General features: G+C 60.1%; 16 protein-coding genes and 1 tRNA gene. 1 reads left to right on the forward strand and 16 read right to left on the reverse strand.

The annotated features are described in order from the left end of the window. The 6 genes from P353_RS03865 to P353_RS03890 form a co-directional block, all read right to left on the reverse strand. The coding region (locus P353_RS03865; protein ID WP_034365603.1) for a retention module-containing protein at nucleotides 1–2799 on the reverse strand (2799 nt) is incomplete at its 3' end. A 265-nt stretch (nucleotides 2800–3064) separates the two neighbouring features. Beyond that, nucleotides 3065–3703, reverse strand: coding sequence for a response regulator transcription factor (locus P353_RS03870; RefSeq protein WP_034365605.1), 639 nt, complete (start codon nucleotides 3701–3703; stop codon nucleotides 3065–3067). 33 nt (nucleotides 3704–3736) lie between these two features. After that, a complete protein-coding gene (locus tag P353_RS03875; RefSeq protein ID WP_034365608.1) occupies nucleotides 3737–5149 on the reverse strand; it encodes an HlyD family type I secretion periplasmic adaptor subunit in 1413 nt (470 codons plus the stop codon). After that, a complete protein-coding gene (locus P353_RS03880; protein ID WP_052084687.1) occupies nucleotides 5146–7284 on the reverse strand; it encodes a type I secretion system permease/ATPase in 2139 nt (712 codons plus the stop codon). Before P353_RS03880 ends, P353_RS03875 begins: the two co-directional genes overlap by 4 nt. A gap of 197 nt (nucleotides 7285–7481) precedes the next feature. Then, nucleotides 7482–7727 carry a hypothetical protein gene (locus P353_RS03885; protein ID WP_034365611.1) on the reverse strand — a complete coding sequence of 82 codons (246 nt, stop codon included), beginning with the start codon at nucleotides 7725–7727 and terminating at the stop codon, nucleotides 7482–7484. 37 nt (nucleotides 7728–7764) lie between these two features. Continuing rightward, nucleotides 7765–9288: a TolC family outer membrane protein gene (locus P353_RS03890; protein ID WP_034365614.1), complete on the reverse strand. Its 1524-nt coding sequence runs from the start codon at nucleotides 9286–9288 to the stop codon at nucleotides 7765–7767. A 548-nt stretch (nucleotides 9289–9836) separates the two neighbouring features. Between P353_RS03890 and P353_RS28975 the strand changes: the two genes are divergently transcribed. Continuing rightward, a complete protein-coding gene (locus P353_RS28975; protein WP_157839503.1) occupies nucleotides 9837–10079 on the forward strand; it encodes a hypothetical protein in 243 nt (80 codons plus the stop codon). 22 nt (nucleotides 10080–10101) lie between these two features. On the opposite strand, the gene P353_RS03895 is transcribed toward P353_RS28975, so the two are convergent. From P353_RS03895 to aceA, 10 genes are all read right to left on the reverse strand, one after another. Continuing rightward, a tRNA-Pro gene (locus P353_RS03895) sits at nucleotides 10102–10178 on the reverse strand. A gap of 30 nt (nucleotides 10179–10208) precedes the next feature. Beyond that, nucleotides 10209–10658: a MerR family transcriptional regulator gene (locus P353_RS03900; protein WP_034365617.1), complete on the reverse strand. Its 450-nt coding sequence runs from the start codon at nucleotides 10656–10658 to the stop codon at nucleotides 10209–10211. Between the two features lie 217 nt (nucleotides 10659–10875). After that, nucleotides 10876–11202 carry an integration host factor subunit alpha gene (locus P353_RS03905; protein WP_003053575.1) on the reverse strand — a complete coding sequence of 109 codons (327 nt, stop codon included), beginning with the start codon at nucleotides 11200–11202 and terminating at the stop codon, nucleotides 10876–10878. A gap of 28 nt (nucleotides 11203–11230) precedes the next feature. After that, on the reverse strand, nucleotides 11231–13699 hold the full coding sequence (gene pheT, locus P353_RS03910) for a phenylalanine--tRNA ligase subunit beta (RefSeq protein ID WP_034365620.1): 2469 nt from the start codon (nucleotides 13697–13699) through the stop codon (nucleotides 11231–11233). Nucleotides 13700–13864: 165 nt separating this feature from the next. Next, nucleotides 13865–14917 (reverse strand): phenylalanine--tRNA ligase subunit alpha, encoded by a 1053-nt coding sequence (pheS, locus tag P353_RS03915; protein ID WP_003069975.1) that lies wholly within the window; start codon nucleotides 14915–14917, stop codon nucleotides 13865–13867. Nucleotides 14918–15117: 200 nt separating this feature from the next. Next, nucleotides 15118–15477 carry a 50S ribosomal protein L20 gene (rplT, locus tag P353_RS03920; RefSeq protein WP_003053572.1) on the reverse strand — a complete coding sequence of 120 codons (360 nt, stop codon included), beginning with the start codon at nucleotides 15475–15477 and terminating at the stop codon, nucleotides 15118–15120. Between the two features lie 26 nt (nucleotides 15478–15503). Continuing rightward, nucleotides 15504–15707 (reverse strand): 50S ribosomal protein L35, encoded by a 204-nt coding sequence (rpmI, locus tag P353_RS03925; protein WP_034365623.1) that lies wholly within the window; start codon nucleotides 15705–15707, stop codon nucleotides 15504–15506. A 192-nt stretch (nucleotides 15708–15899) separates the two neighbouring features. Beyond that, on the reverse strand, nucleotides 15900–16532 hold the full coding sequence (infC, locus tag P353_RS03930) for a translation initiation factor IF-3 (RefSeq protein WP_019044015.1): 633 nt from the start codon (nucleotides 16530–16532) through the stop codon (nucleotides 15900–15902). Nucleotides 16533–16614: 82 nt separating this feature from the next. Then, complete coding sequence (thrS, locus tag P353_RS03935) at nucleotides 16615–18534, reverse strand: threonine--tRNA ligase (RefSeq protein ID WP_034365626.1); 1920 nt, start codon at nucleotides 18532–18534, stop codon at nucleotides 16615–16617. Between the two features lie 323 nt (nucleotides 18535–18857). Next, a complete protein-coding gene (gene aceA / locus P353_RS03940) occupies nucleotides 18858–20189 on the reverse strand; it encodes an isocitrate lyase (protein WP_034365629.1) in 1332 nt (443 codons plus the stop codon). Nucleotides 20190–20414: the final 225 nt, after the last annotated feature.

A 20414-nucleotide genomic window follows, 5' to 3' on the forward strand; every position in this document is an offset into this window, starting at 1 on the left:
GGTGGTGCCGGCCGGCACGGTGATGCTGAAGGTGCCGTCAGCGTTGGCAGTGACGGTAACCGGATTGCCGCCGATGGTGACCTTGACGGTACCGATGTCGTTGGCCTCGATCTCGCCGCCGAGCTTGAAGGTCAGCGTGGTGTTGGCGTCAACCGCCTTGCCGAGCGTGACATTGAAGACCGCGTCGGAGCCTTCGTTGACATTACCTGGATCGGAGACGTCCAGGGTCGGGACGTCAGCGCCCGGACCTTGGGTGTCGACGATGGCGGCGTTGCCGGTGTCGGTGATGCCGGCGGGCAGATCCACGCCGCTGGCGGTCTTGCCGCTCAGCGTGGCTTCGAGGGTCAGCTTCTCGCTGCCTTCGAAGACGGCGTCGTCGGTGGTCGGAACGGTGACCACAATGCCGCCGGTGGTGCCGGCCGGGACCTGGAAGCTGTAGGTGCCGTTGCCGTTGTTCACCAGGGTGACCGTGGCGCCACCGATGGTGACCACGGGCGTGCCGATGTCGTCGCCCTCGATGTCACCGCCCAGCTTGAAGGTGATGGTGGTTTCTGCGTCGACGGCCTTGCCCAGCGTGATGTCGAACTTGGCGTCGGTGCCTTCGTGGACATTGCCTGGATCGGAGACGTCCAGGGTCGGGACGTCAGCGCCCGGATTGGGGTTGCCCGGATCCGTGCTTTCGGTGTCGACGATTACGGCATTACCCGAATCGGAGATGCCGGACGGCAGCGTGCCGCTGGACGTTTCCCCGGTCAAGGTGGCCGTGAGCGTCATCTGCTCACGGCCTTCGAAGACTACGTCATCGTTGGTCGGAACCGTGACCACGATGCCTCCCGTGGTGCCGGCGGGAAGCGTGAAGCTGTAGGTGCCGTCGGCATTCGCGGTGACCTGGACGGTCTGGCCCCCGATGGTGACCGTCGGTGCGCCGTGGTCGGCCGTTTCGATCTGGCCGTCCAGCTTGAGCGTGACCGTGGCGTCCTTGTCAAGGTCAACCGTGTTCTGCAGGCTGATATTGAACGTGGCCGAGGAACCTTCGTTCACGTCACCAGCGTCGGAGACGGTAATCGTGGGTACGTCGAGGACCGGCGTGACACCGATATTGATGGTCGAAGTGGCTTTGCCACCTTTGCCGTCGTCGACGATGACCGTGAACTGGTCAGGACCGTTGTAATTCTCGTTCGGCGTGTAGGTATATTCACCCGTGGTCGGGTTGAACACCAGCGTGCCATTCTCCGGTTGCTTGTTGACCGTGTAGGTCAGGTTGTCGCCATCGACGTCGGTGCCGACGACCTTGCCGCTAACGGGCTGTTCCTCGGGCGTCGTATGCTCATAATTGGGAACCAGCGGTGCGTCATTGACCGGGGTGACGCCGATCTCGATAACGGAAGTGGTCTTGCCGCCGTGACCGTCATCGACGATGACCGTGAACTGATCGGGGCCGTTGTAGTTTTCGTTCGGCGTGTAGGTGTACTCGCCGGTGGTCGGATTGAATTCCAGCTTGCCGTGCTCGGGCTGCTTGTCGACCGTGTAGGTCAGCGTGTCGCCATCGGGATCGGTGCCGGTGACCTTGCCGCTGACGGGCTGGTCTTCCGGCGTGGTGTGCTGATAGTTGGGCGCCACGGGCAGATCATTGGTGCCGGTGATGGTGACGGTGATGGCCTGAGTCGCTGTACCGCCGTGACCGTCGTCGACGGTCACAGTGATGGTGTCGGTGACCTTCTGACCTTCGGCCAGGGCCTGGACCTTGGGATCGTCGTTGTTCAGCACATAGGTCCACTCGCCGTTCTGGTCAACCGAGAAGCTGCCGTACTGGCCCTTACCTTCGTTGCTGACGCTCCAGCTGTGGGTATCGGTGATGTCGACATCGGCCACGTTGAGCTTGCCGGTGACCACCGACACGCCGTCTTCGGCCAAAGCCCCATCGGCCTTGCCGGTGAGGACGGGATCGTCGTTGGTGCCGACGATGGTGACAGTCAATGTCGCAGTAGAGCTGGCACCGTCTTTATCGACCAGGGTGTAGGTAAAGGTCTCGACCAGGGTCTCACCCACACCCAATGCCTGCACAGCATTCAAGCTGCTATCAAGCTGATAGCTGTAGCTGCCATCGGAGTTGAGGGTAATCTTGCCGTACAGCCCTTGATCTGCGCCGACCAGAACAACTCGATGCTCTGCGAGGACCCCTTCGCCCAATTTGTCGTTGGCGAGCACATTGCCTTGCAAGGCGGATACCGCATCTTCGAAGATCACACCCGAATCAGCACTTGCCTGGGGAATGCTTGTGACAGGCTGAGGCGGCGTAACTTGATCCGTGTTGTCCGCCAAAGCGCCCACCCCACTGAAAAGCGGAAGCACGGTAGTCACTGGAGCAGAGCGTCCGTATTCCAGCGCCAGCGGCGACACGGCCTCAATAATGCTGGAAAGGCGCACAAAAGTGCTGCCACCCTCGCTGCCGCCGGACAATGTGGCCGCCGTGGGATCGAGCTCATCGAACGGATCCTGGCCCGCATTGATGGCTGCAATGATCTGGTCAATCTGCGCATTCGCGGGGCTCGCCACAGCAGCCTCTTCCACGGTGGGCGGCTGGATCAGGTCCGCAGTGAGATGCACGTCCTGGTTCTCGCCCACGATCAGCGGTGGCTGTCCATCCGCCTGCAACTGCACGGTGCTGCCGGACGCCGTGACGATCTCGGCATCGGCGGGGATACGCATGCCTTCATGGAGCACCGTCAGATTGCCATCAGGACCACGCATCCAAGCCTGGCCAGTGAGTTTGGTAACGAGAACGGTTTGAGCTGCCATGAGGGTCTGCCTATCCAGTCAGAGTAAAAAGCGAAGGTGCACAGGGGCACCTCTCCAATATTTCAGCTGACATGGTAGGAGCCAAGGCCCCGGGGCACTATTGGCGTCAAAGCCAATCCGGCCCAGTTTTATTCAATCTCTGCTGCTCCAGATCAAAAAAAGCCTGAAGCCTGCAATATGCAGGCTTCAGGCTTTTCAACAACCGGCACGCCAGCGGCAAGCACCGGAGATGATCAGGTCTGCATCGGCAACGCCAAGGTCTGGTTCAGGCCAGCTGCTTGCGCCCGATACCGTGAACCTTCAATGTCAGCATCAATCGATCCTGTACCTGCAGTTTCTCAAAAACCGCAGACAGATGGGCGCGCACGGTACGCTCGCTGATGGACATGCGCTCGGCGATCTCGGCATTGCTGTCGCCCAGCGATGCATAGCGGGCCACCTCCTGCTCGCGTGCCGACAATGGCTCGGCCCAGTCTGACTCCTGCTCAGGCAGGCGGGCGTCCACATCGCGCAGCAAGCGCTGCAGCAAAGAACGTCCAAGCCAGATGTTGCCGCCAGCCATGCTTTGCAGCATCCGCGACAGCACCTCCGGGCTCGATTGCGCATGGGCATAGCCGCATGCCCCGCGGGACAGCAAGTTTCGGCCCTCCTCATCGCTTGGACGGTTGCTCAGAACCAGAACCTGAAGATCCTTCAGCAGCTCATTCCAGCGTGAAGCAGTCGACTCCGGCAAGGATGGCAGGGCTGCATCCAGCACCACCACGGTACGGCCTTGCTGCTTCCAGCGTTGCAAATCGGCCAGGCTCTGGCCGCGCGCAGGCATCCACTGAGGGCCTGCGATCTGCTGCCATTCCTGCCACAACGTGGCATCCTGGGTCAGCATCAATACAGGCAAGGCATTCATAGAGTTCCTTTTTAATTGTTGGTGATCCATGAACTAGCGTTCGATCAATGCATTGGACTTGGCACGCAGAATCGGCTTGAGCAGATACTGCATCAGGGTGCGCTTGCCGGTGAGGATATGCACCTCGGCCTGCATGCCCGGAATGATGGGACGCGAGTCATCCCCCACATGGGCTTTTTCCGTGCGCACCTTCACGACATAGAAGGAGTTCCCTTTTTCGTCCGTGACCGTGTTGGCTCCGATCTGCTCGAGCTTGCCCTGCAAGCCCCCGTAGATGGCAAAGTCATAGGCCGTGAACTTCACTTCGGCCTGCTGACCGAAGTGCAGGAAGCCGATGTCGCGCGGATTGATCTGCACTTCCATGAGCAAGGTGTCATCCAAGGGCACGATGTCCAGAATGTCCTTGCCCGGCTGCACGACACCACCAATGGTGTTGGCCATCAAGGTATTGACCGTGCCGCGCACGGGCGAGCGTACCTCGGCCAGCTTGACGCGATCCTCCAGCGCCACCTTGCCTTGCTCCAGGGTCCCCAGCTTGGCCTGGGTATCCGAGAGCTCGGAGCGAGACTGGTTGCGCATATTCAGCTCGGACTCCTGAATCTTGCGCTCCGCCTCCTGAATCGCCGCCTGAATGCGCCCGATCTGCGCACCTGCCGCCTTTGCCTCGCCACAGAAGCGAGCCACATCCCGTTGCAAGCGCAGCAAATCCACCTCGGACACCGCACCACTCTTGAGCAAGGGGCGAGTCACCGACAGCTCTTCGGAAGTCAGGCTGCAGCTGGACGATGCCTGGTCGCGGTTGGCCTGGGTTTCGCGCAGCTCCTGCTGGCGTTGGCGCAACTGGTCGCGTGCAATATTGACATTGGTGTTGAGCTCCTGGGAACGGCTCTCCCACATGCGCCGCTCCATCTCCACGAGCTGAGGCGCCATGGCCTGCACATCTTCGGGAGCCTTGAATGGCTCGCCCGATGCCAGGGCCTGAAGACGCGCCGCCTTGGCCTTCAATGCCAGCAGCTCGGCCTTGTTTTCCCCCAGGGACGAGCTGTAGCGCGTTGGATCGATGCGCAAGATGACCTGGCCCTGCTCCACATGCTCGCCGGGATGCACCAGAATCTCCTTGACGATGCCGCCGTCCAGACTCTGGACCACCTGAACCTGGCGCGAAGGAACCACCTTGCCCTGGCCTCGCACCACTTCATCAATGCGCCCCAGGCAAGCCCAGAGCAGCAGAACCAGCACGGTGACCAGAGATACCCATATCAACAGGCGCGAGCCACGCGCCTGCTGCTGCCCCGCTGCCCACTGCGCGTCGGCCTTGAGGTCATCCGGCCGATGCGTTCCCACCACCTCGCTGCCGTCGAGCAGCCATCGCTCCAGCCGCGACCAGCGCGCCTTGAGAGCACCCATGAAGCGCGACGGCTTTTTTTTCAATTGGGACTCGCTCATGCTCGCGCTCCTACTCCACCGATCCGTCCTTGTTTCAACGCCTCGATGACCTGATCCTTGGCACCATCGGCAACAATCTTGCCGCCATCGATCACGATCAGCCGGTCGACCAGGGTCAACAGGGCCGTGCGATGCGTGACCAGCAAAATGGTCTTGTCCCGGGCGGCCTCTTCGAGCCGCCGCTTGAGTTGGGCCTCGCTTTGATTGTCCAGATTGCTGCTGGGCTCATCGAGCAACAAGATGGCCGGATCGTTGATCAGGGCACGGGCAACCGCAATGGATTGACGCTGGCCGCCGGACAGCGACTCGCCGCGTTCGCCCACCAGCATGTCGTAGCCCTTGGGATTGCGGGCCACAAACTCATCCACACCGGCAATGCGCGCCGCATGCACCATATCGGACTCATCGGCAAACGGAGCCCCCACCAGCAGGTTGTGCTTCAGGCTGCCATAGAAGAGCATGGGGTCCTGAGGCACATGCCCGATGGCCCGGCGCAGGTCCACAGGGTCTATCTGTCGCGCATCCACTCCGTCGATCAGCACCGAACCCTCGCTGGGCTGATACAGGCCCAGAACCAGCTTTTCAAGCGTGGTCTTGCCCGAGCCTATGCGCCCGATGATGCCGACCCGCTCACCGGGCCGCAGCGAAAAACTCACGCCCGAAAGACTGGCCTGCTCGCTTCCTGGGTAGCTGAAGCTGACATTGCGAAACTCGATAGCGCCACGCAGATCCGGACGCGAGACGAACTCCCGGTCGGCTTCGTGCTCGACCGGCATCTTCATATAGTTATCGATGGAATTGAGCGAGGTGCGTGCATTGTGAAACTGCATCATCAGCCCCGCGACCTGACCGAAAGGCGCCAGGCAGCGTCCCGCAATCATGGAGGCGGCAATGATGCCGCCCATGGACAGTGCCGAATCCTGCACCTGGTACACGCCGATGACGACCACAGCAATGGTGACCAGCTGCTGCAAGGTCTGAACAAAGTTCACCGTGCCCGAGGAAATGAACTTGATCTTGCCGCCCATATAGGCGATGTACTGAGTGGAGCTCTCCCACAGACGCTGCACTCCGCCCTGGGCATTGAGCGTCTTGACGGCCTCCAGATTGGTCAGCGACTCCACGAGCAGCGCGTTGCGCTGCGACGAGGCCTGAAAGGTCTTGAGCGTCAGGCTCTCCATGCGCGCCTGGGCCCAGAAGGAAACCAGCAAGATCGCGGCAATCGCCACCACGGGAGGAATCAGCATCCAGGGCGAGACCCAGGCAATCGCCACCAGAAACAGCAGCACAAAGGGCAGATCCACCAGCGTCGTGAGACTGGCAGATGCAATGAAGTCGCGGACCGACTCGAACGAGCGCAGATTGGCCGCAAACGAACCGACGGATGCGGGCCGGCTTTCCATGCGCAAGTCCAGAACCCGCTCCATGATCTGCGCGGACAGCTGCACGTCCACACGCTTGCTCGCGGCATCCACGACATAGGCACGCGTCGTCGTCAGCACGAAGTTGAAGATCAGCACAAGAGAGATGCCTATGGCCAGCACCCACAATGTTTCCACCGCATTGTTGGGCACTACCCGGTCATACACATTCATGCTGAACAAGGGCATGGCCAACGCAAAGACATTGATGAGCACGGCGGCCAGCAAGGCATCGCGGTACAGGCGCCGGTTCTCCAGAATCACGGCCCAGAACCAGTGGCTGCTACGAGGCTCCATGCCTTGCTGCACGGAGCGCTGCTCGAAGCGGAACTGCGGACGTACAAAGCACATCAGTCCTGTGTAGTCCTGCAGCAAGGCCTGCACCCCCACCTCGACAGGACTATCCGACTCCGGATACTGCAGCAGGACGCGACCGCCCTCCTGCGCCCTGAGCAACAGGCAGGCACGGCCGCCGTGAAGCAGCAGTATCGCCGGCAGCAAGCCCTGGGGGACATCGTCCAGAGTGCGCTGCACGATACGCGTGCTGAACTGCGCGCGAGCCGCAGCCCGGGCCAGCAGCGAAGGCGTCAGGCGCTGATCCACCAGCGGCAGGCCATTGCTCAGAGCCTGAGCCGTGTAGGGTTTGCCATGCAGGTGGGTGAGCTGCACCAGGCAATCGAGCAAGGGATCGGCATGGGTCTCATGAGCCGGCATGCGCCAGCCCTCGGCCGGCGCAGGCCCCGCGCTGCGCGCACCCAGAAAAGCCGGGCCGGCATGCTCCGCTGCCGCTGCCGCTGCCGCTGCCGCGGCTTCGGGCGAAGCACCATGCCCTTGCTTCTGGGTCGCATCCGTACCGCTGACCGATGCCAATGTAGGTTCAACGTCTGGTTTGGTCATCTTCAACAATCAACCTATAAAAGCTCTTCGTCGTCATCAATCAGGTCCAGCGAATTACGCATGCGCCGGCGCGCCTGCTTGCGTTGGTTCAGCTTGTCGAGCGCCTGTGGCGGAAGATCCGTCAAGCGCAAGGTTCCATTGGCAAGCAAGGCGTCAATCAAGTCCTCTAGAACGCGGATGAAATCCGCATCCAGCGCCGACAACTCCTGCCGGGAGGACTGCTCCGAAGGTGGTGAATCGCTTTTATCCATCTTGTTCATCAACTCCCACAAAAGATGCACCAGACGCCGGCAATCATCACTGGCGCACAGCCGCGGCAGGTACCGGCGCTACCGCCGGGGCTTGCGCAGGAGCGCCCTGTTCGGCCCCCACGCTGAAAGGCACCGGCGTCAGATTGGCGGTGTCCGGCACCGAGGATTTGCAGCTGCGCAGCAGATCATCGGGCAAGGTCAGTGCTTGCTGCTCATCCGGGCGGCTATCGTCATGCGGCTGCGCAAGTCCCAGCATCGGCAGGATCTGGCTGGACAGTGTCAGCCACTGGTACTCGGCCTTCTTCAGATCGTATTGCGCATTGACCAAGGCACGCTGGGCATCGAACAGCTCGTTTTCGGTGTTCAGCAGATCCAGCAGCGAGCGCTGACCGATCTTGAACTGCTGCTGGTAGGCGACGCGAACCTTGGCAGTGGAGAGCACATGTTCACGCAGGAAGGGCGTTTGCTGACGCAGACGGGCCATATTGTTCCAGGTGATCGACAACTCCTGCTGGAGGTTGCGGCAGGTGTAATCGCGCACATCCTGTGCCGCATAACCTTGGGCGATGGTCTGGCGCAGGCGCGCCTCGTCGGCACCGCCGCGATACAGGTTGTAGGTCAGCATCAGCTGCACCCGCGAGCTCTGCACATCCCAGTAGGCGGGCGAGTTCTGGTCACGATCCCGTCCGGTGGAAGCGAGCAGTTCGAGCTTGGGCATGTGCGCGCCCTTGGCCGCCTTCTGACCGGCCTCGGCCGCTTGCACCAGAGCCTGCTTGGACAGCAGCAGCGGGCTGGCGCGCAGGGAATCGCCGAAATCCTTGGCAACCCCGGAGACAGGCAGCTTGCCGGTCACCTCGGGCACGGGATCCAGCGTGGCCGCAGGATACTCGCCCACCACGCGGCGGTAGCGCTGCATCACATCGTTGAGGTTGTTGCTCTCGGTCATCAGATTGGTCTGTGCCAGCGACAGACGACCGCTGGCCTGCTCCAGGTCCACGCCACGCCCCACACCAGACTGCTGGCGCTCGCGCAACTGCCCCAGCGTCACCTGGTGGGTGCCGAAGTTTTCGCGCGCCAGCTTTTCCATTTCGCGATAACGCTGCACATCCAGATAGGCCGCCACGACATCGTTGGCCAGGTTTTCGGTGGTCGCGCGCAGATCGTAGAACTTGGCCAGCTTCTCGAAGCCCAGCTGGCGGATATTGCTGCTGGTGGTGAAACCATCAAAGATCAGCTGACGCAGCTGCAGATTCCAGCCCGGGCGGCTCCAGTTCTGCGATGGAGAATCCTGGATATGGCTGCGCCACTCGCGGCCGACCCAGCCCTGGGCAGTGACCTGGGGACGCCAGCCGCCGCGGGCCACGTTCTGGCCTTCAACCGACGACGTGAAATCCTGGAAGCGCGCCTGCACTTCGGGGTGGGTCATCAGCGCCTGCTCCACCACTTTTTGCAGTGCGACGCCTTGTTCGTTGGCCTGTTGCGCATTCATGGTCGTCTGGGCCATGCCGGCCATGGCCCACGATGCAACGCCCAGGGTGGCGACCACTTGTGCAATCTGATTGAATTTCATTGATATCCCTCTTGTTGGGCTCCGACCGGGCAATGCGACAGCTGACCCGCCAGAGCACTGGCGAGCGCAATCGGTGCAACCTTGAAAGTCGTTCCCGCGGAAGCTGGTTGTTGATGTGGACAGGCTCGCTGCTGCCCGGCAAGGCATCGCATACGGCCTCAGAACTCGACATACGGAGTTCTGTAACTCTCTTGATCACAGCCTTTGGCGTCATGCCAGCGCCGCACGGGAGACTGAAGCTCAGGCCACGCTTGTTGCCTGATCGACAAAACCCATGACTTTTGCCTGGCGCAGCACCACAAAACCGTGGTGAAGGGGTGAACAGGTCAGCCCCTGGGCCAGACAAATCGCGCAGAAAGGCCGTGAAGCGGCTATAGGCTAGACACAGCGCATTTGGAGATTTTCCTTTCCACGATAGCAAGGCGGAGCCTCCGGTTTCCGGCCGGTGTTCTTGACGCATAACCTTGCATGCGAAGCCGTGCGTTGATGGTTGATCTCCTGGCAACACCATCAAACAATTGGATTCGATTGCAAATCTAGCACAACGCATGCAAGAATTTGTTTCAAAAATCACTCAAACAGCCAGAGTTCGGATTTTCCGCCTGGAATTGGCAATTCTTTTCATTCCTTTCTTATATCAAAGAAACCAAGAATCAATACCGTTTCCATCCTCGCTATTCCCGTTGGAGCTAACGCAATCGGGCGAAATCAGCCCCACTCCTACAGTGAAGTCGTCATCAAATACTTCACGCCGGATCACCGCAGAAATAGAAAAAGGGCCTCTGACTTGATAGTCAGAGGCCCTTGTCTAATTGGTCGGAATGGCGGGATTCGAACTCGCGACCCCTTGCACCCCATGCAAGTGCGCTACCAGGCTGCGCTACATTCCGAAGACTTGAATTATACACAGAAATTCGATGTCAAAGAGAAAGCAGCGCCCTGATCTGCAAAAGCTCCTCTTTGACCTCCTCCATGTCCATGGCACCGGCAGGCTCCGAGCAGCCCTGCTCCAGCATTGCAGCGAGCAGATGGCTTTGCTCCAGCTCTTGCCCCCGCTGGGGCAGGGCCGGATGCACAAGCACCGGCTGCTGCTCGACTGCCCTGCCGTGACCCGTCACCAGTTCACGCAGACGATTTCGTGCGCCGCTGATGGTGAAGCCCTGCTCGTAGAGCAGCTCGCGGATGCGACGCACCATCAACACCTCATGATGCTGGTAGTAGCGTCGGTTGCCGCGCCGCTTCATGGGCTTGAGCTGCACAAACTCCTGCTCCCAGTAACGCAGCACATGAGGCTTGACGTCGCAAAGATCCGCGACTTCACCGATGGTGAAATAGCGCTTGGCGGGAATTGCTGGCAAAGATGAAGCCATGGCTGGTTGCAAGCGGTCAGTGAAGGAATGGGTGAAAGATAGGCAATCACGACCTGCGCAAATCCGGATCCGGCACGATGTGCACTCCTGCCTGCGCAAGTCCTAGCAATATAGCGCGAAGAGCTGACAGGACCTTGCACCGCGCGCGACGCAAGACTGTCAGCTCTTCAGTGACCGATGCCCCGCTTGACAGTGCATCAGCCGTGTGCCAATCGCCTTAAGAGCCCGAACTCTCGCCCTGGATCAGCTCCTTGAGCTTGCTGCTGGCATGAAAGGTCACCACGCGGCGTGCAGCGATGGGAATCAGCTCACCGGTGCGTGGGTTGCGACCGGGTCGCGGCGCCTTGGTGCGGATCTGGAAGTTGCCAAAGCCCGAAAGCTTGACATCTTCCCCCTCCACCAGCTTTTGCGAGATCAGGTCGAAAAACGCATCCACCATGTCCTTGGCTTCGCGCTTGTTCAGACCGATTTCGTCAAACAGCAGATCGGCCAGCTGCGCCTTGGTCAGCGCGGGGCTGTCGATGCTCTCTACGGCAAGCTCCATGGGTCGATCTCCTTGTGGATTGAACATATCAGCGCAGGCGAGCCGCAACGCGTTCAACCAGAGCCGCAATTGTGCCCTGCATGGCGGCATCGATTTCCGCATCGGTCAGCGACGCGGTGTCGCTGCCCAGCGTCAGGCGCACGGCCAGGCTCTTCTCGTCCTGGGCCAGACTGCCCGGCGCCGCTTCCTCGCCAGCCTTGAGCTTCTTGGGACGGAAGACGTCGAACAGCACGGCCGAGCGCAGAATGCCGCCCTGCACACCTTGCTGCACGGCTTCCATCACCTGGGCGTGGGTCACGGCTTCCTTGACGACCACGGCAATGTCGCGCTCCACGGCCTGGTGCTTGGCCACGGACTTGAAGACGGGCACCTGGCGGGCCTGCACGGCATCGAGCTCCAGCTCGAACATCACGGGAGCCTGGGCCAGATCCCATTCCTGGCGCCATTGGGGGTGCAGCTCGCCGACAAAACCGATGGCCTTGCCGTCCAGCAGCACGCGCGCGCAGCGGCCGGGGTGCATGGCGGGGTGCTCGGCAGGTTCGAACACGGGCTTGGCCGGAGCCAGCAAGGCCTCCACATCACCCTTGACATCGTAGAAGTCGACCTTGGCCTCTGCCCTGCCCCACTGCAGCTGGTCGGCAGCGCCGTAGGCAAGTCCCGCCGCGCGCATGGGCTGGTAAAAGCCCTTGACGGTGGTGTCGGAGTCGACGACGGAGTCGTCCTTGAAGAACACGCGACCCAACTCGAACACACGCACGCGCTGAGCCTTGCGGTCCACGTTGAACTTGAGCACCTGCAGCAGCGAGCCCAGCAGCGACGAGCGCATCACGCTCAGATGGCTGGCGATGGGGTTGAGCAGCTTGATGGCGTTGTTGTTGCCAGCCAGCTCCTGCTCCCACTTTTCTTCGACAAAGCTGAAGTTGATGGTTTCCTGGTAACCCAGGCCCGCCAGCTCGTGGCGCACGGCATAGGGGCTGCGCTCGTTCTCGGCGCGCAGCTTGGGCGAGATCGGGGCCAGCGGCTTGGTGGTCGGCAGGTTCTCGTAGCCGATCATGCGCGCCACTTCCTCGATCAAGTCTTCTTCCAGATTGATGTCGAAGCGGAAGGTCGGTGCCGTCACCGAGATCACAGGCTCGCCTGCCGCACCTTCAGCGGCCACGGTGGCGGGCAGACCCAGGCCGTTCAAGGCATCCAGGCATTGCTGCTGCGTCACGGCCATGCCGATGACCTTGGCCGCACGCGCCACGCGCAGTTGCACGGCCTTGGAGACAGGCATATTGGGCTGGTGGTCGTCCATGGCGCCGACCTGTGTCTCGGACGTGCCGCAGATCTCCAGCACCAGCGCGGTGATGCGCTCGATGTGCTCGGTGGTGAACTCGGGGTCCACGCCGCGCTCGAAACGGTGACCGGCGTCGGTCGAGAAGTTGAAGTGGCGCGAACGGCCGGCCACGGCCTTGGGGAACCAGAACGCGGCTTCGATGTAGATGTTCCTGGTGTCGTCGGACACGGCAGTGGCGTCGCCGCCCATGATGCCGGCCAGGGATTCAACCTGCTTGTCGTCGGCAATCACGCCGACCTTGAGGAAGTCGTCGATCTTGATGGTGTTGCCGTTGAGCAGCTTGAGCGTTTCGCCCTCCTTGCCCCAGCGCACATTCAGGCCGCCGCTGATCTTGTCCAGATCGAAGATATGGCTGGGACGGCCCAGCTCGAACATCACATAGTTGGAGATGTCCACCAGGGGGCTGACCGAGCGCTGGCCGCAGCGCGCCAGACGATCCACCATCCACTGAGGCGTCTTCACCCGCGTGTTGACATTGCGCACGATACGGCCCGAGAAGCGGCCGCACAGATCGGTGGCTTCAATCTTGACGGGCAGCTTGTCTTGCAAGGCCACGGCCGCAGCGGGGAAGGACAGGGCTTTGAGCGGCGTGCCGGTCAGCGCCGACAGTTCGCGCGCCACACCGTAGACGCTCAGGCAGTGCGCCAGATTGGGCGTGAGCTTGAGCGTGAACAGCGTGTCGTCCAGATTCAGGTACTCGCGTACGTTCTGGCCTAGAGGCGCATCGGCGGCAAACTCCAGCAAGCCGCTGGCATCTTCGTCGATGCCCAGCTCCTTGGCCGAGCACAGCATGCCAAAGCTCTGCACGCCGCGCAGCTTGCCGATCTTGATCTTGAAGGGCTTGCCATCGGCACCGGGCGGCAACTCGGCGCCCACGGTGGCGCAGGGAATGCGGATGCCCACGCGCGCATTGGGCGCGCCGCAGACGATGTCCAGCAGCTCGGGGCCGCCCACGTCGACCTTACATACGCGCAGACGGTCGGCGTCGGGGTGTTGCACGGCTTCCTTGATTTCGCCGACCACGATGCCGGTGAAGGGAGGCGCCACAGGATCCAGCTCTTCCACTTCCAGACCGGCCATGGTCAGGGTATCGGCCAGTTGCTGGGTGGTCAGATTGGGGTTGCAGTATTCGCGCAACCAGGATTCAGGAAATTGCATAGTCAGACTCTTTGGCGTTCATGCCAGTCGCACCGCAAGCGGTCTGCCACTGGCTGGGCATGCGTATCTCAAAAAGATGAGCTATTAGCGCTCGGTATACAAAGATTTCAGCATTAAAACTATCTGAAATCGTTTTAAAACATACGCTAGCAGCTCACTTTTTAATTACTGAAACTGCGACAGAAAACGGATGTCGCCGTCGAAGAACAGGCGCAGGTCGTTCACGCCATAACGCAGCATGGTCAGGCGGTCGGGGCCCATGCCAAAGGCAAAGCCGATGTATTTTTCGGGGTCCAGCCCCATGTTGCGCACCACATTGGGGTGCACCTGGCCGGAGCCCGCCACTTCCAGCCACTTGCCGGCCAGCGGGCCGCTCTGGAACTGGATGTCGATCTCCGCCGAAGGCTCGGTGAACGGGAAGAAGCTGGGACGAAAGCGCAGCACCAGATCATCCTGCTCGAAGAAGGTCTTGCAGAAGTCGGTGAACACCACCTTCAGATCCTTGAAGCTCACGTTCTCGCCGATCCACAGGCCTTCGCACTGGTGGAACATGGGCGAGTGGGTGGCATCCGAGTCCACACGGTAGGTGCGGCCGGGGGCAATCACGCGGATCTCGGGCATGGTCTGGCCGGCATCGAGCGCATTGCGGTAATTCTTCACATGCTGCACGGCATGGCGCACCTGCATGGGGCTGGTGTGCGTGCGCAGCAGATTGGGCGCGTGCTGGGTGCCGCCTTCAACATAGAAGGTGTCGTGCATGGAACGCGCGGGATGGTCTTCGGGCGTGTTCAGCGCCGTGAAGTTGAACCAGTCGGATTCGATCTCGGGGCCCTGGGCCACGTCAAAGCCCATGGAGCCGAAAATGCCCTCGATACGCTCCATGGTGATGGAGACGGGGTGCAGCCCTCCCGCGCCACGACGGCGACCAGGCAGAGTCACATCCAGCACCTCGGCCTTCAGATGGGCCTGCAGCTCGGCGTCTGCCAAAGCCTTGCGACGGGCGGTCAAGGCCGCTTCGATCGCCTGCTTGGCCACGTTGATGGCGGCGCCGCGCGACTTTTTCTCTTCGACGGAAAGCTGCGCCATGCCCTTCATGAGCTCGGTCATCTTGCCCGACTTGCCCAGAAACTGCGCCTTGGCATTTTCCAGATCAGCGGGGGTGTGGGCTTGCGCAAACAGTTGCTGTGCGCTTTCGACCAGAGAATCCAACTCGTTCATATCGACTCTTTATCGACTTGTAAAAATAAACAAGGGCTAGTGCCTTTTCAAGCCCTAGCCCTTGCTGTTTGTGCATCAGCAGCTACTGAACAAGACACGACTTTTGCAATCAGGTTCAAGCAAGATGCTCGCCCATCGGCAAATGCCTTTGAGGATTCTTGTCTGCAAAAGACCTACAAGAGTAACTACCGATCGTGACCTCAGGCAGCCAGCTTGGCCTTGACTTGGTCGACGATAGCTGCAAAAGCAGCCTTGTCGTGCACGGCGATATCGGCCAGCATCTTGCGGTCGATTTCGATGGCAGCCTTCTTCAGGCCGTTGGCGAATTGGCTGTAAGTCAGACCCAGTTCACGTGCAGCAGCGTTGATACGAGCGATCCACAGCTGACGGAACACGCGCTTCTTGGTACGACGGTCACGGTAGGCGTATTGACCAGCCTTCATGACCGCTTGCTTGGCAACGCGGAAGACGTTACCACGGCGACCGCGGAAACCCTTGGCCAGATTCAGAACTTTTTTGTGACGGGCACGAGCCGTTACACCACGTTTGACGCGAGGCATGTGTTTTCTCCTAGTTCGTCAGTGAATTACAGACCAGCGCCAGGCAACATCTTTGCGATGGAGCCCATATCGCCTTCATGCACGTTGACAATGCCACGCAGGTGACGCTTGTTCTTCGTGGTCTTCTTGGTCAAGATGTGACGCTTGAAGGCTTGACCGCGCTTGACGGTACCACCGGGACGAACGCGAAAACGCTTCTTCGCGCTGCTCTTGGTCTTCATTTTGGGCATGTGAATGCTCCTATTGAATTTGTGCTCGCAAGGCGGTGTGCAACCCGCACACACTTCGCTGGCCTCCGAGGCACTTGTTTGTCAGTCCGGCCAGGCCGGGCTGACGTCTTGCAGGCAAGCCTGCAAATTCTCTATCGCCGCACAAAACAAAAGTGGGCCAAGCCCACTCTTGCCTGAAAGGCAAAACCGCGATTATGCCTTATCTGCAGCTTCAGGTGCAGCAGCGACGCCATCGCCTTGTGGTTTTGCACCACCGGCAGGCTTCTTGCCGCCCGCACGAGCCGGCGCAACCATCATGATCATCTGACGGCCTTCCAGCTTGGGGAACTGCTCCACCTGGATGGAATCGGCCAGATCGTCACGCAGACGGTTGAGCAGATTCAGACCCAGCTGCTGGTGCGTAATTTCACGGCCGCGGAAACGCAGCGTGATCTTGCACTTGTCGCCTTCCGCCAGAAAACGGCGGATATTGCGCAGCTTGATGTTGTAGTCGCCATCATCCGTACCAGGGCGGAATTTCACTTCCTTGATTTCGATGACGGTCTGCTTGGCCTTGGCTTCAGCAGCCTTCTTCTGTTCCTGGTACTTGAACTTGCCGTAATCCATCAAACGGCAGACCGGAGGAGATGCGTTGGCCGCGATTTCCACCAGGTCGACATCCAGCTCGCCGGCCATGCGCAGCGCTTCTTGCAGCGGCACGATGCCCAGAGGCTCGTTCTCAGGACCAGACAGACGCACTTCAGGCGCCATGATTTCTCGGTTCAGTCGATGCTTGCGCTCTTCACGGTGGCGCCGATCGCGAAATTCAGTAGCTATGGTTTTCACCCTTGGATTGAAATGGCTACAACAGCGTAGCCGGCTAGCGTGCCTTGCACGCTGACCGACCCGCCACAAAAATTAATCTGCTTCAGGCCTTGGCCGCGATGTCCTTGGCGAGCAATTCAATGAATGCATCAACCGACATCACTCCGAGGTCTTTATTACCCCGGGCGCGCACTGCAACCGCACCAGCGGCCTTCTCCTTGTCGCCCGCGACAAGGATGTAGGGCAGCTTCTGCATGGAATGCTCGCGTATTTTATACGTAATCTTTTCATTGCGCAGATCTGTCACCACTCTAAGGCTTTGATTCGGCAATGCTTTTTGCAGCTTCTGCGCAACTTCCTGCGCATAGTCGGCCTGAGCGTCCGTAATATTGAGCACGGCAGCCTGCACAGGAGCCAGCCAGGCAGGCAGCGCGCCCGAGTGATGTTCGACCAAAATGCCGATGAAACGCTCGAGCGAACCCAGAATCGCGCGGTGCAGCATGATGGGACGATGGCGCTCGCCATCCTCGCCCACGAATTCCGCATCGAGACGCTCGGGCATGTTCGGGTCCACCTGGATCGTTCCGCACTGCCATTCGCGACCCAGCGCATCCTTCAGGGTGTACTCGATCTTCGGGCCGTAGAACGCACCCTCGCCAGGCAGATACTCGAACTCGCAACCCGATGCACGCAGACCTTCAGCCAGCGCGTTCTCGGCCTTGTCCCAGGCTTCATCGGTGCCGATGCGCTTTTCGGGACGGGTGGACAGACGGTACAGGATGTTGGTGAAGCCAAAGTCCGCATACACCTTCTGCAGCAGCGAGGTGAAAGCCGTCACCTCGGCCTGGATCTGGTCTTCGGTACAGAAGATATGGCCGTCATCTTGCGTGAAGGCACGTACACGCATGATGCCGTGCAGCGAGCCGGTGGGCTCGTTGCGGTGGCAGTTGCCGAACTCGCCAAAACGCAGCGGCAGATCGCGATAGCTCTTGATGCCTTGCTTGAAGATGATGATGTGGCCCGGGCAGTTCATGGGCTTCAAGGCATATTCACGCTTTTCCGAATCGGTGGTGAACATGTTTTCGCGGTACTTGTCCCAGTGGCCGGTCTTCTCCCACAGGCCCTTGTCCAGAATCTGCGGAGCCTTGACTTCCTGGTAGCCGTTGTCCTGATAGACGCGGCGCATGTACTGCTCGACCTGCTGCCAGACCGCCCAACCCTTGGGGTGCCAGAACACGGTGCCTGGCGAGTGTTCGTCGATGTGAAACAGATCCAGCTCGCGGCCCAGCTTGCGGTGGTCGCGCTTTTCGGCTTCTTCCAGGCGGAACAGATAGTCCTTGAGCTCATCCTTGGTCGCCCAGGCGGTGCCGTAGATGCGCTGCAGCATCTCGTTGCGATGGTCACCGCGCCAGTAGGCACCGGCCACCTTCATCAGCTTGAAGTGCTTGAGCTTGCCGGTGCTGGGCACGTGAGGGCCGCGGCACAGATCTTCAAAAGCGCCTTCGCGGTACAGGCTCACATCCTCGTTGCTGGGGATAGAGGCAATGATTTCGGCCTTGTAGGCTTCGCCGATGCCCTTGAAGTACTGCACGGCCTCGTCGCGCGGCAGCACGCGGCGCACCACCTGCTCGTCCTTGTTGGCCAGCTCGGTCATCTTCTTTTCAATGGCAGCCAGATCTTCGGGCGTGAAGGGACGCTTGTACGAGAAGTCGTAGTAGAAACCGTTTTCGATAACGGGACCGATGGTGACCTGCGCATCGGGAAACAGCTCCTTGACGGCATAGGCCAGCAAGTGAGCGGTGGAGTGGCGGATCACATCCAGACCGTCGGCATCCTTGGCGGTGATGATGGACAGGGGCGAATCCTGCTCGATCACAAAGCTGGTGTCCACGACCTTGCCGTTGATCTTGCCGGCAAGTGCCGCCTTGGCCAGGCCGGAGCCGATCGAAGCAGCGACTTCAGCGACCGAAACCGGGCCCGGATATTCGCGCTTGGAGCCATCGGGGAGCGTGATGTTGATCATGAAATTCCTTGTCAAACCAAATTTGTGTGGGTGAGGGCCAGCGCCAGAGCTTTGGAGTTGCCTGAAAGCAAAAAGCGCGGAACCAGTCCGCGCTTTGATGAGGGTGTCGAGAAATCCCGGGCAGGCGCGAACCGCCAGCTGCCATCAGCAGCTGAAGTACATCTCCGATGTAGTTCGCGGTGTCATAACCGTTGATGCCTTTCTCGCCCTTGTGAATTGAAGTCGCGCCATTTTAACCCGGCAAACAAAAAAGCGCCCGAGACTTTCGCCCCGGACGCGTAACCCCACTTTTCTACCTAGACAGAATCACGATTCATCGTGGCTCAATGGAACTGCTCCTCCTCGGTGGAGCCGGTCAGCGCCTTGACGCTGGAAGAGCCGCCCTGGATCACGGTGGTCACATCGTCGAAGTAACCTGCGCCCACTTCCTGCTGGTGCGAGACAAAGGTGTAGCCCTTGTCACGTGCCGCAAATTCGGGCTCCTGGATCATTTCCACGTAGTGCTTCATGCCCTCGCCGCGAGCGTACTCGTGGGCGAACTTGAAGGTGTTGTACCAGTTGCTGTGAATACCGGCCAGCGTGATGAACTGGAACTTGTAACCCAGTGCGGACAGGTCTTCCTGGAAGGAAGCGATCTGGCTGTCGTTGAGGTTCTTCTTCCAGTTGAACGAAGGCGAGCAGTTGTAGCTCAGCAGCTTGCCTGGGCAGGCTGCGTGCACGGCCTGGGCGAATTCGCGGGCAAAGCCGATATCGGGCACACCGGTTTCGCACCACACCAGATCCGCATAGGGAGCGTAGGCCACGCCGCGGCTGATGGATTGCTCCAGACCGTTCTTGACACGGTAGAAGCCCTCCTGAGTACGCTCGCCAGTCAGGAACGGGATGTCGTTCTCGTCATGGTTGCTGGTGATCAGGTTGGCCGCTTCGGCATCGGTACGGGCCAGCACAATGGTGGGCACGCCCATCACATCGGCTGCAAAGCGGGCGGCAATCAGCTTCTCGACCGCTTCGCGGGTAGGCACCAGCACCTTGCCGCCCATGTGGCCGCACTTCTTGACAGCAGCCAACTGGTCTTCAAAGTGCACGCCGGCAGCACCTGCCTGAATCATGTTCTTCATCAGCTCGAACGCGTTGAGCACGCCGCCAAAGCCGGCTTCCGCATCAGCCACGATGGGCAGGAAGTAGTCGATGAACCCCTTGTCGCCGGGGTTGATGCCCTTGCCCCACTGGATTTCATCGGCGCGCTTGAAGGTATTGTTGATGCGGCGCACCATGGTGGGCACGGAGTCATAGGCGTACAGCGACTGGTCAGGGTACATGGTCTCGGAGGTGTTGCCGTCGGCAGCGACTTGCCAGCCCGACAGGTACACGGCTTCCAGACCGGCCTTGGCCTGCTGCATGGCCTGGCCTGCAGAGATGGCGCCGAAGGCATTCACATAGCCCTTCTTCGAGCTGCCGTTGATCTTGTCCCACAGCACTTCGGCGCCGCGCTGGGCCAGCGTGTACTCAGGCTGCAGGCTGCCACGCAGACGCACCACATCGGCAGCGCTGTAACCGCGCTTTACGCTCTTCCAGCGGGGGTTCTGTGCCCAGTCTTTTTCGAGGGCTGCGATTTGCTGTTCACGGCTCAGTTGCTGAGTCAGGGATTGGGGCATGGTGCACTCCTTAGCGGTTAAAACAAGATGAATGGGTGTTCGTCCTTGGGATCTACTCTATGTCTGCGATGCTCTTCCACAAAGTCTTATGTCTTATAAAAGACTGAAATTTATATTCAATAAAATCAATGACTTATTTTTATTTTTCACAATAAGAAAACGAATTTCTCGTATTGAGAAATTTTGCGGCAGCGCAACATTTCAATTTTTCATAATACGAAATTG

The sequence above is a fragment of the Comamonas testosteroni genome, assembly GCF_000761245.1.
GTDB classification, from domain to species: domain Bacteria; phylum Pseudomonadota; class Gammaproteobacteria; order Burkholderiales; family Burkholderiaceae_C; genus Comamonas; species Comamonas testosteroni_C.

Coding starts and splice junctions, on each gene's coding strand:
- P353_RS03880 (WP_052084687.1), bottom strand. CDS start 7,284: ATGCCGGCTCATGAGACCCATGCCGATCCCTTGCTCGATTGCCTGGTG.
- P353_RS03900 (WP_034365617.1), bottom strand. CDS start 10,658: ATGGCTTCATCTTTGCCAGCAATTCCCGCCAAGCGCTATTTCACCATC.
- pheT (WP_034365620.1), bottom strand. CDS start 13,699: ATGCAATTTCCTGAATCCTGGTTGCGCGAATACTGCAACCCCAATCTG.
- P353_RS03905 (WP_003053575.1), bottom strand. CDS start 11,202: ATGGAGCTTGCCGTAGAGAGCATCGACAGCCCCGCGCTGACCAAGGCG.
- rplT (WP_003053572.1), bottom strand. CDS start 15,477: ATGCCTCGCGTCAAACGTGGTGTAACGGCTCGTGCCCGTCACAAAAAA.
- P353_RS03870 (WP_034365605.1), bottom strand. CDS start 3,703: ATGAATGCCTTGCCTGTATTGATGCTGACCCAGGATGCCACGTTGTGG.
- P353_RS03890 (WP_034365614.1), bottom strand. CDS start 9,288: ATGAAATTCAATCAGATTGCACAAGTGGTCGCCACCCTGGGCGTTGCA.
- thrS (WP_034365626.1), bottom strand. CDS start 18,534: ATGATCAACATCACGCTCCCCGATGGCTCCAAGCGCGAATATCCGGGC.
- P353_RS03885 (WP_034365611.1), bottom strand. CDS start 7,727: ATGAACAAGATGGATAAAAGCGATTCACCACCTTCGGAGCAGTCCTCC.
- pheS (WP_003069975.1), bottom strand. CDS start 14,917: ATGAACGAGTTGGATTCTCTGGTCGAAAGCGCACAGCAACTGTTTGCG.
- aceA (WP_034365629.1), bottom strand. CDS start 20,189: ATGCCCCAATCCCTGACTCAGCAACTGAGCCGTGAACAGCAAATCGCA.
- rpmI (WP_034365623.1), bottom strand. CDS start 15,707: ATGCCCAAAATGAAGACCAAGAGCAGCGCGAAGAAGCGTTTTCGCGTT.
- P353_RS03875 (WP_034365608.1), bottom strand. CDS start 5,149: ATGAGCGAGTCCCAATTGAAAAAAAAGCCGTCGCGCTTCATGGGTGCT.
- P353_RS28975 (WP_157839503.1), top strand. CDS start 9,837: ATGCAAGAATTTGTTTCAAAAATCACTCAAACAGCCAGAGTTCGGATT.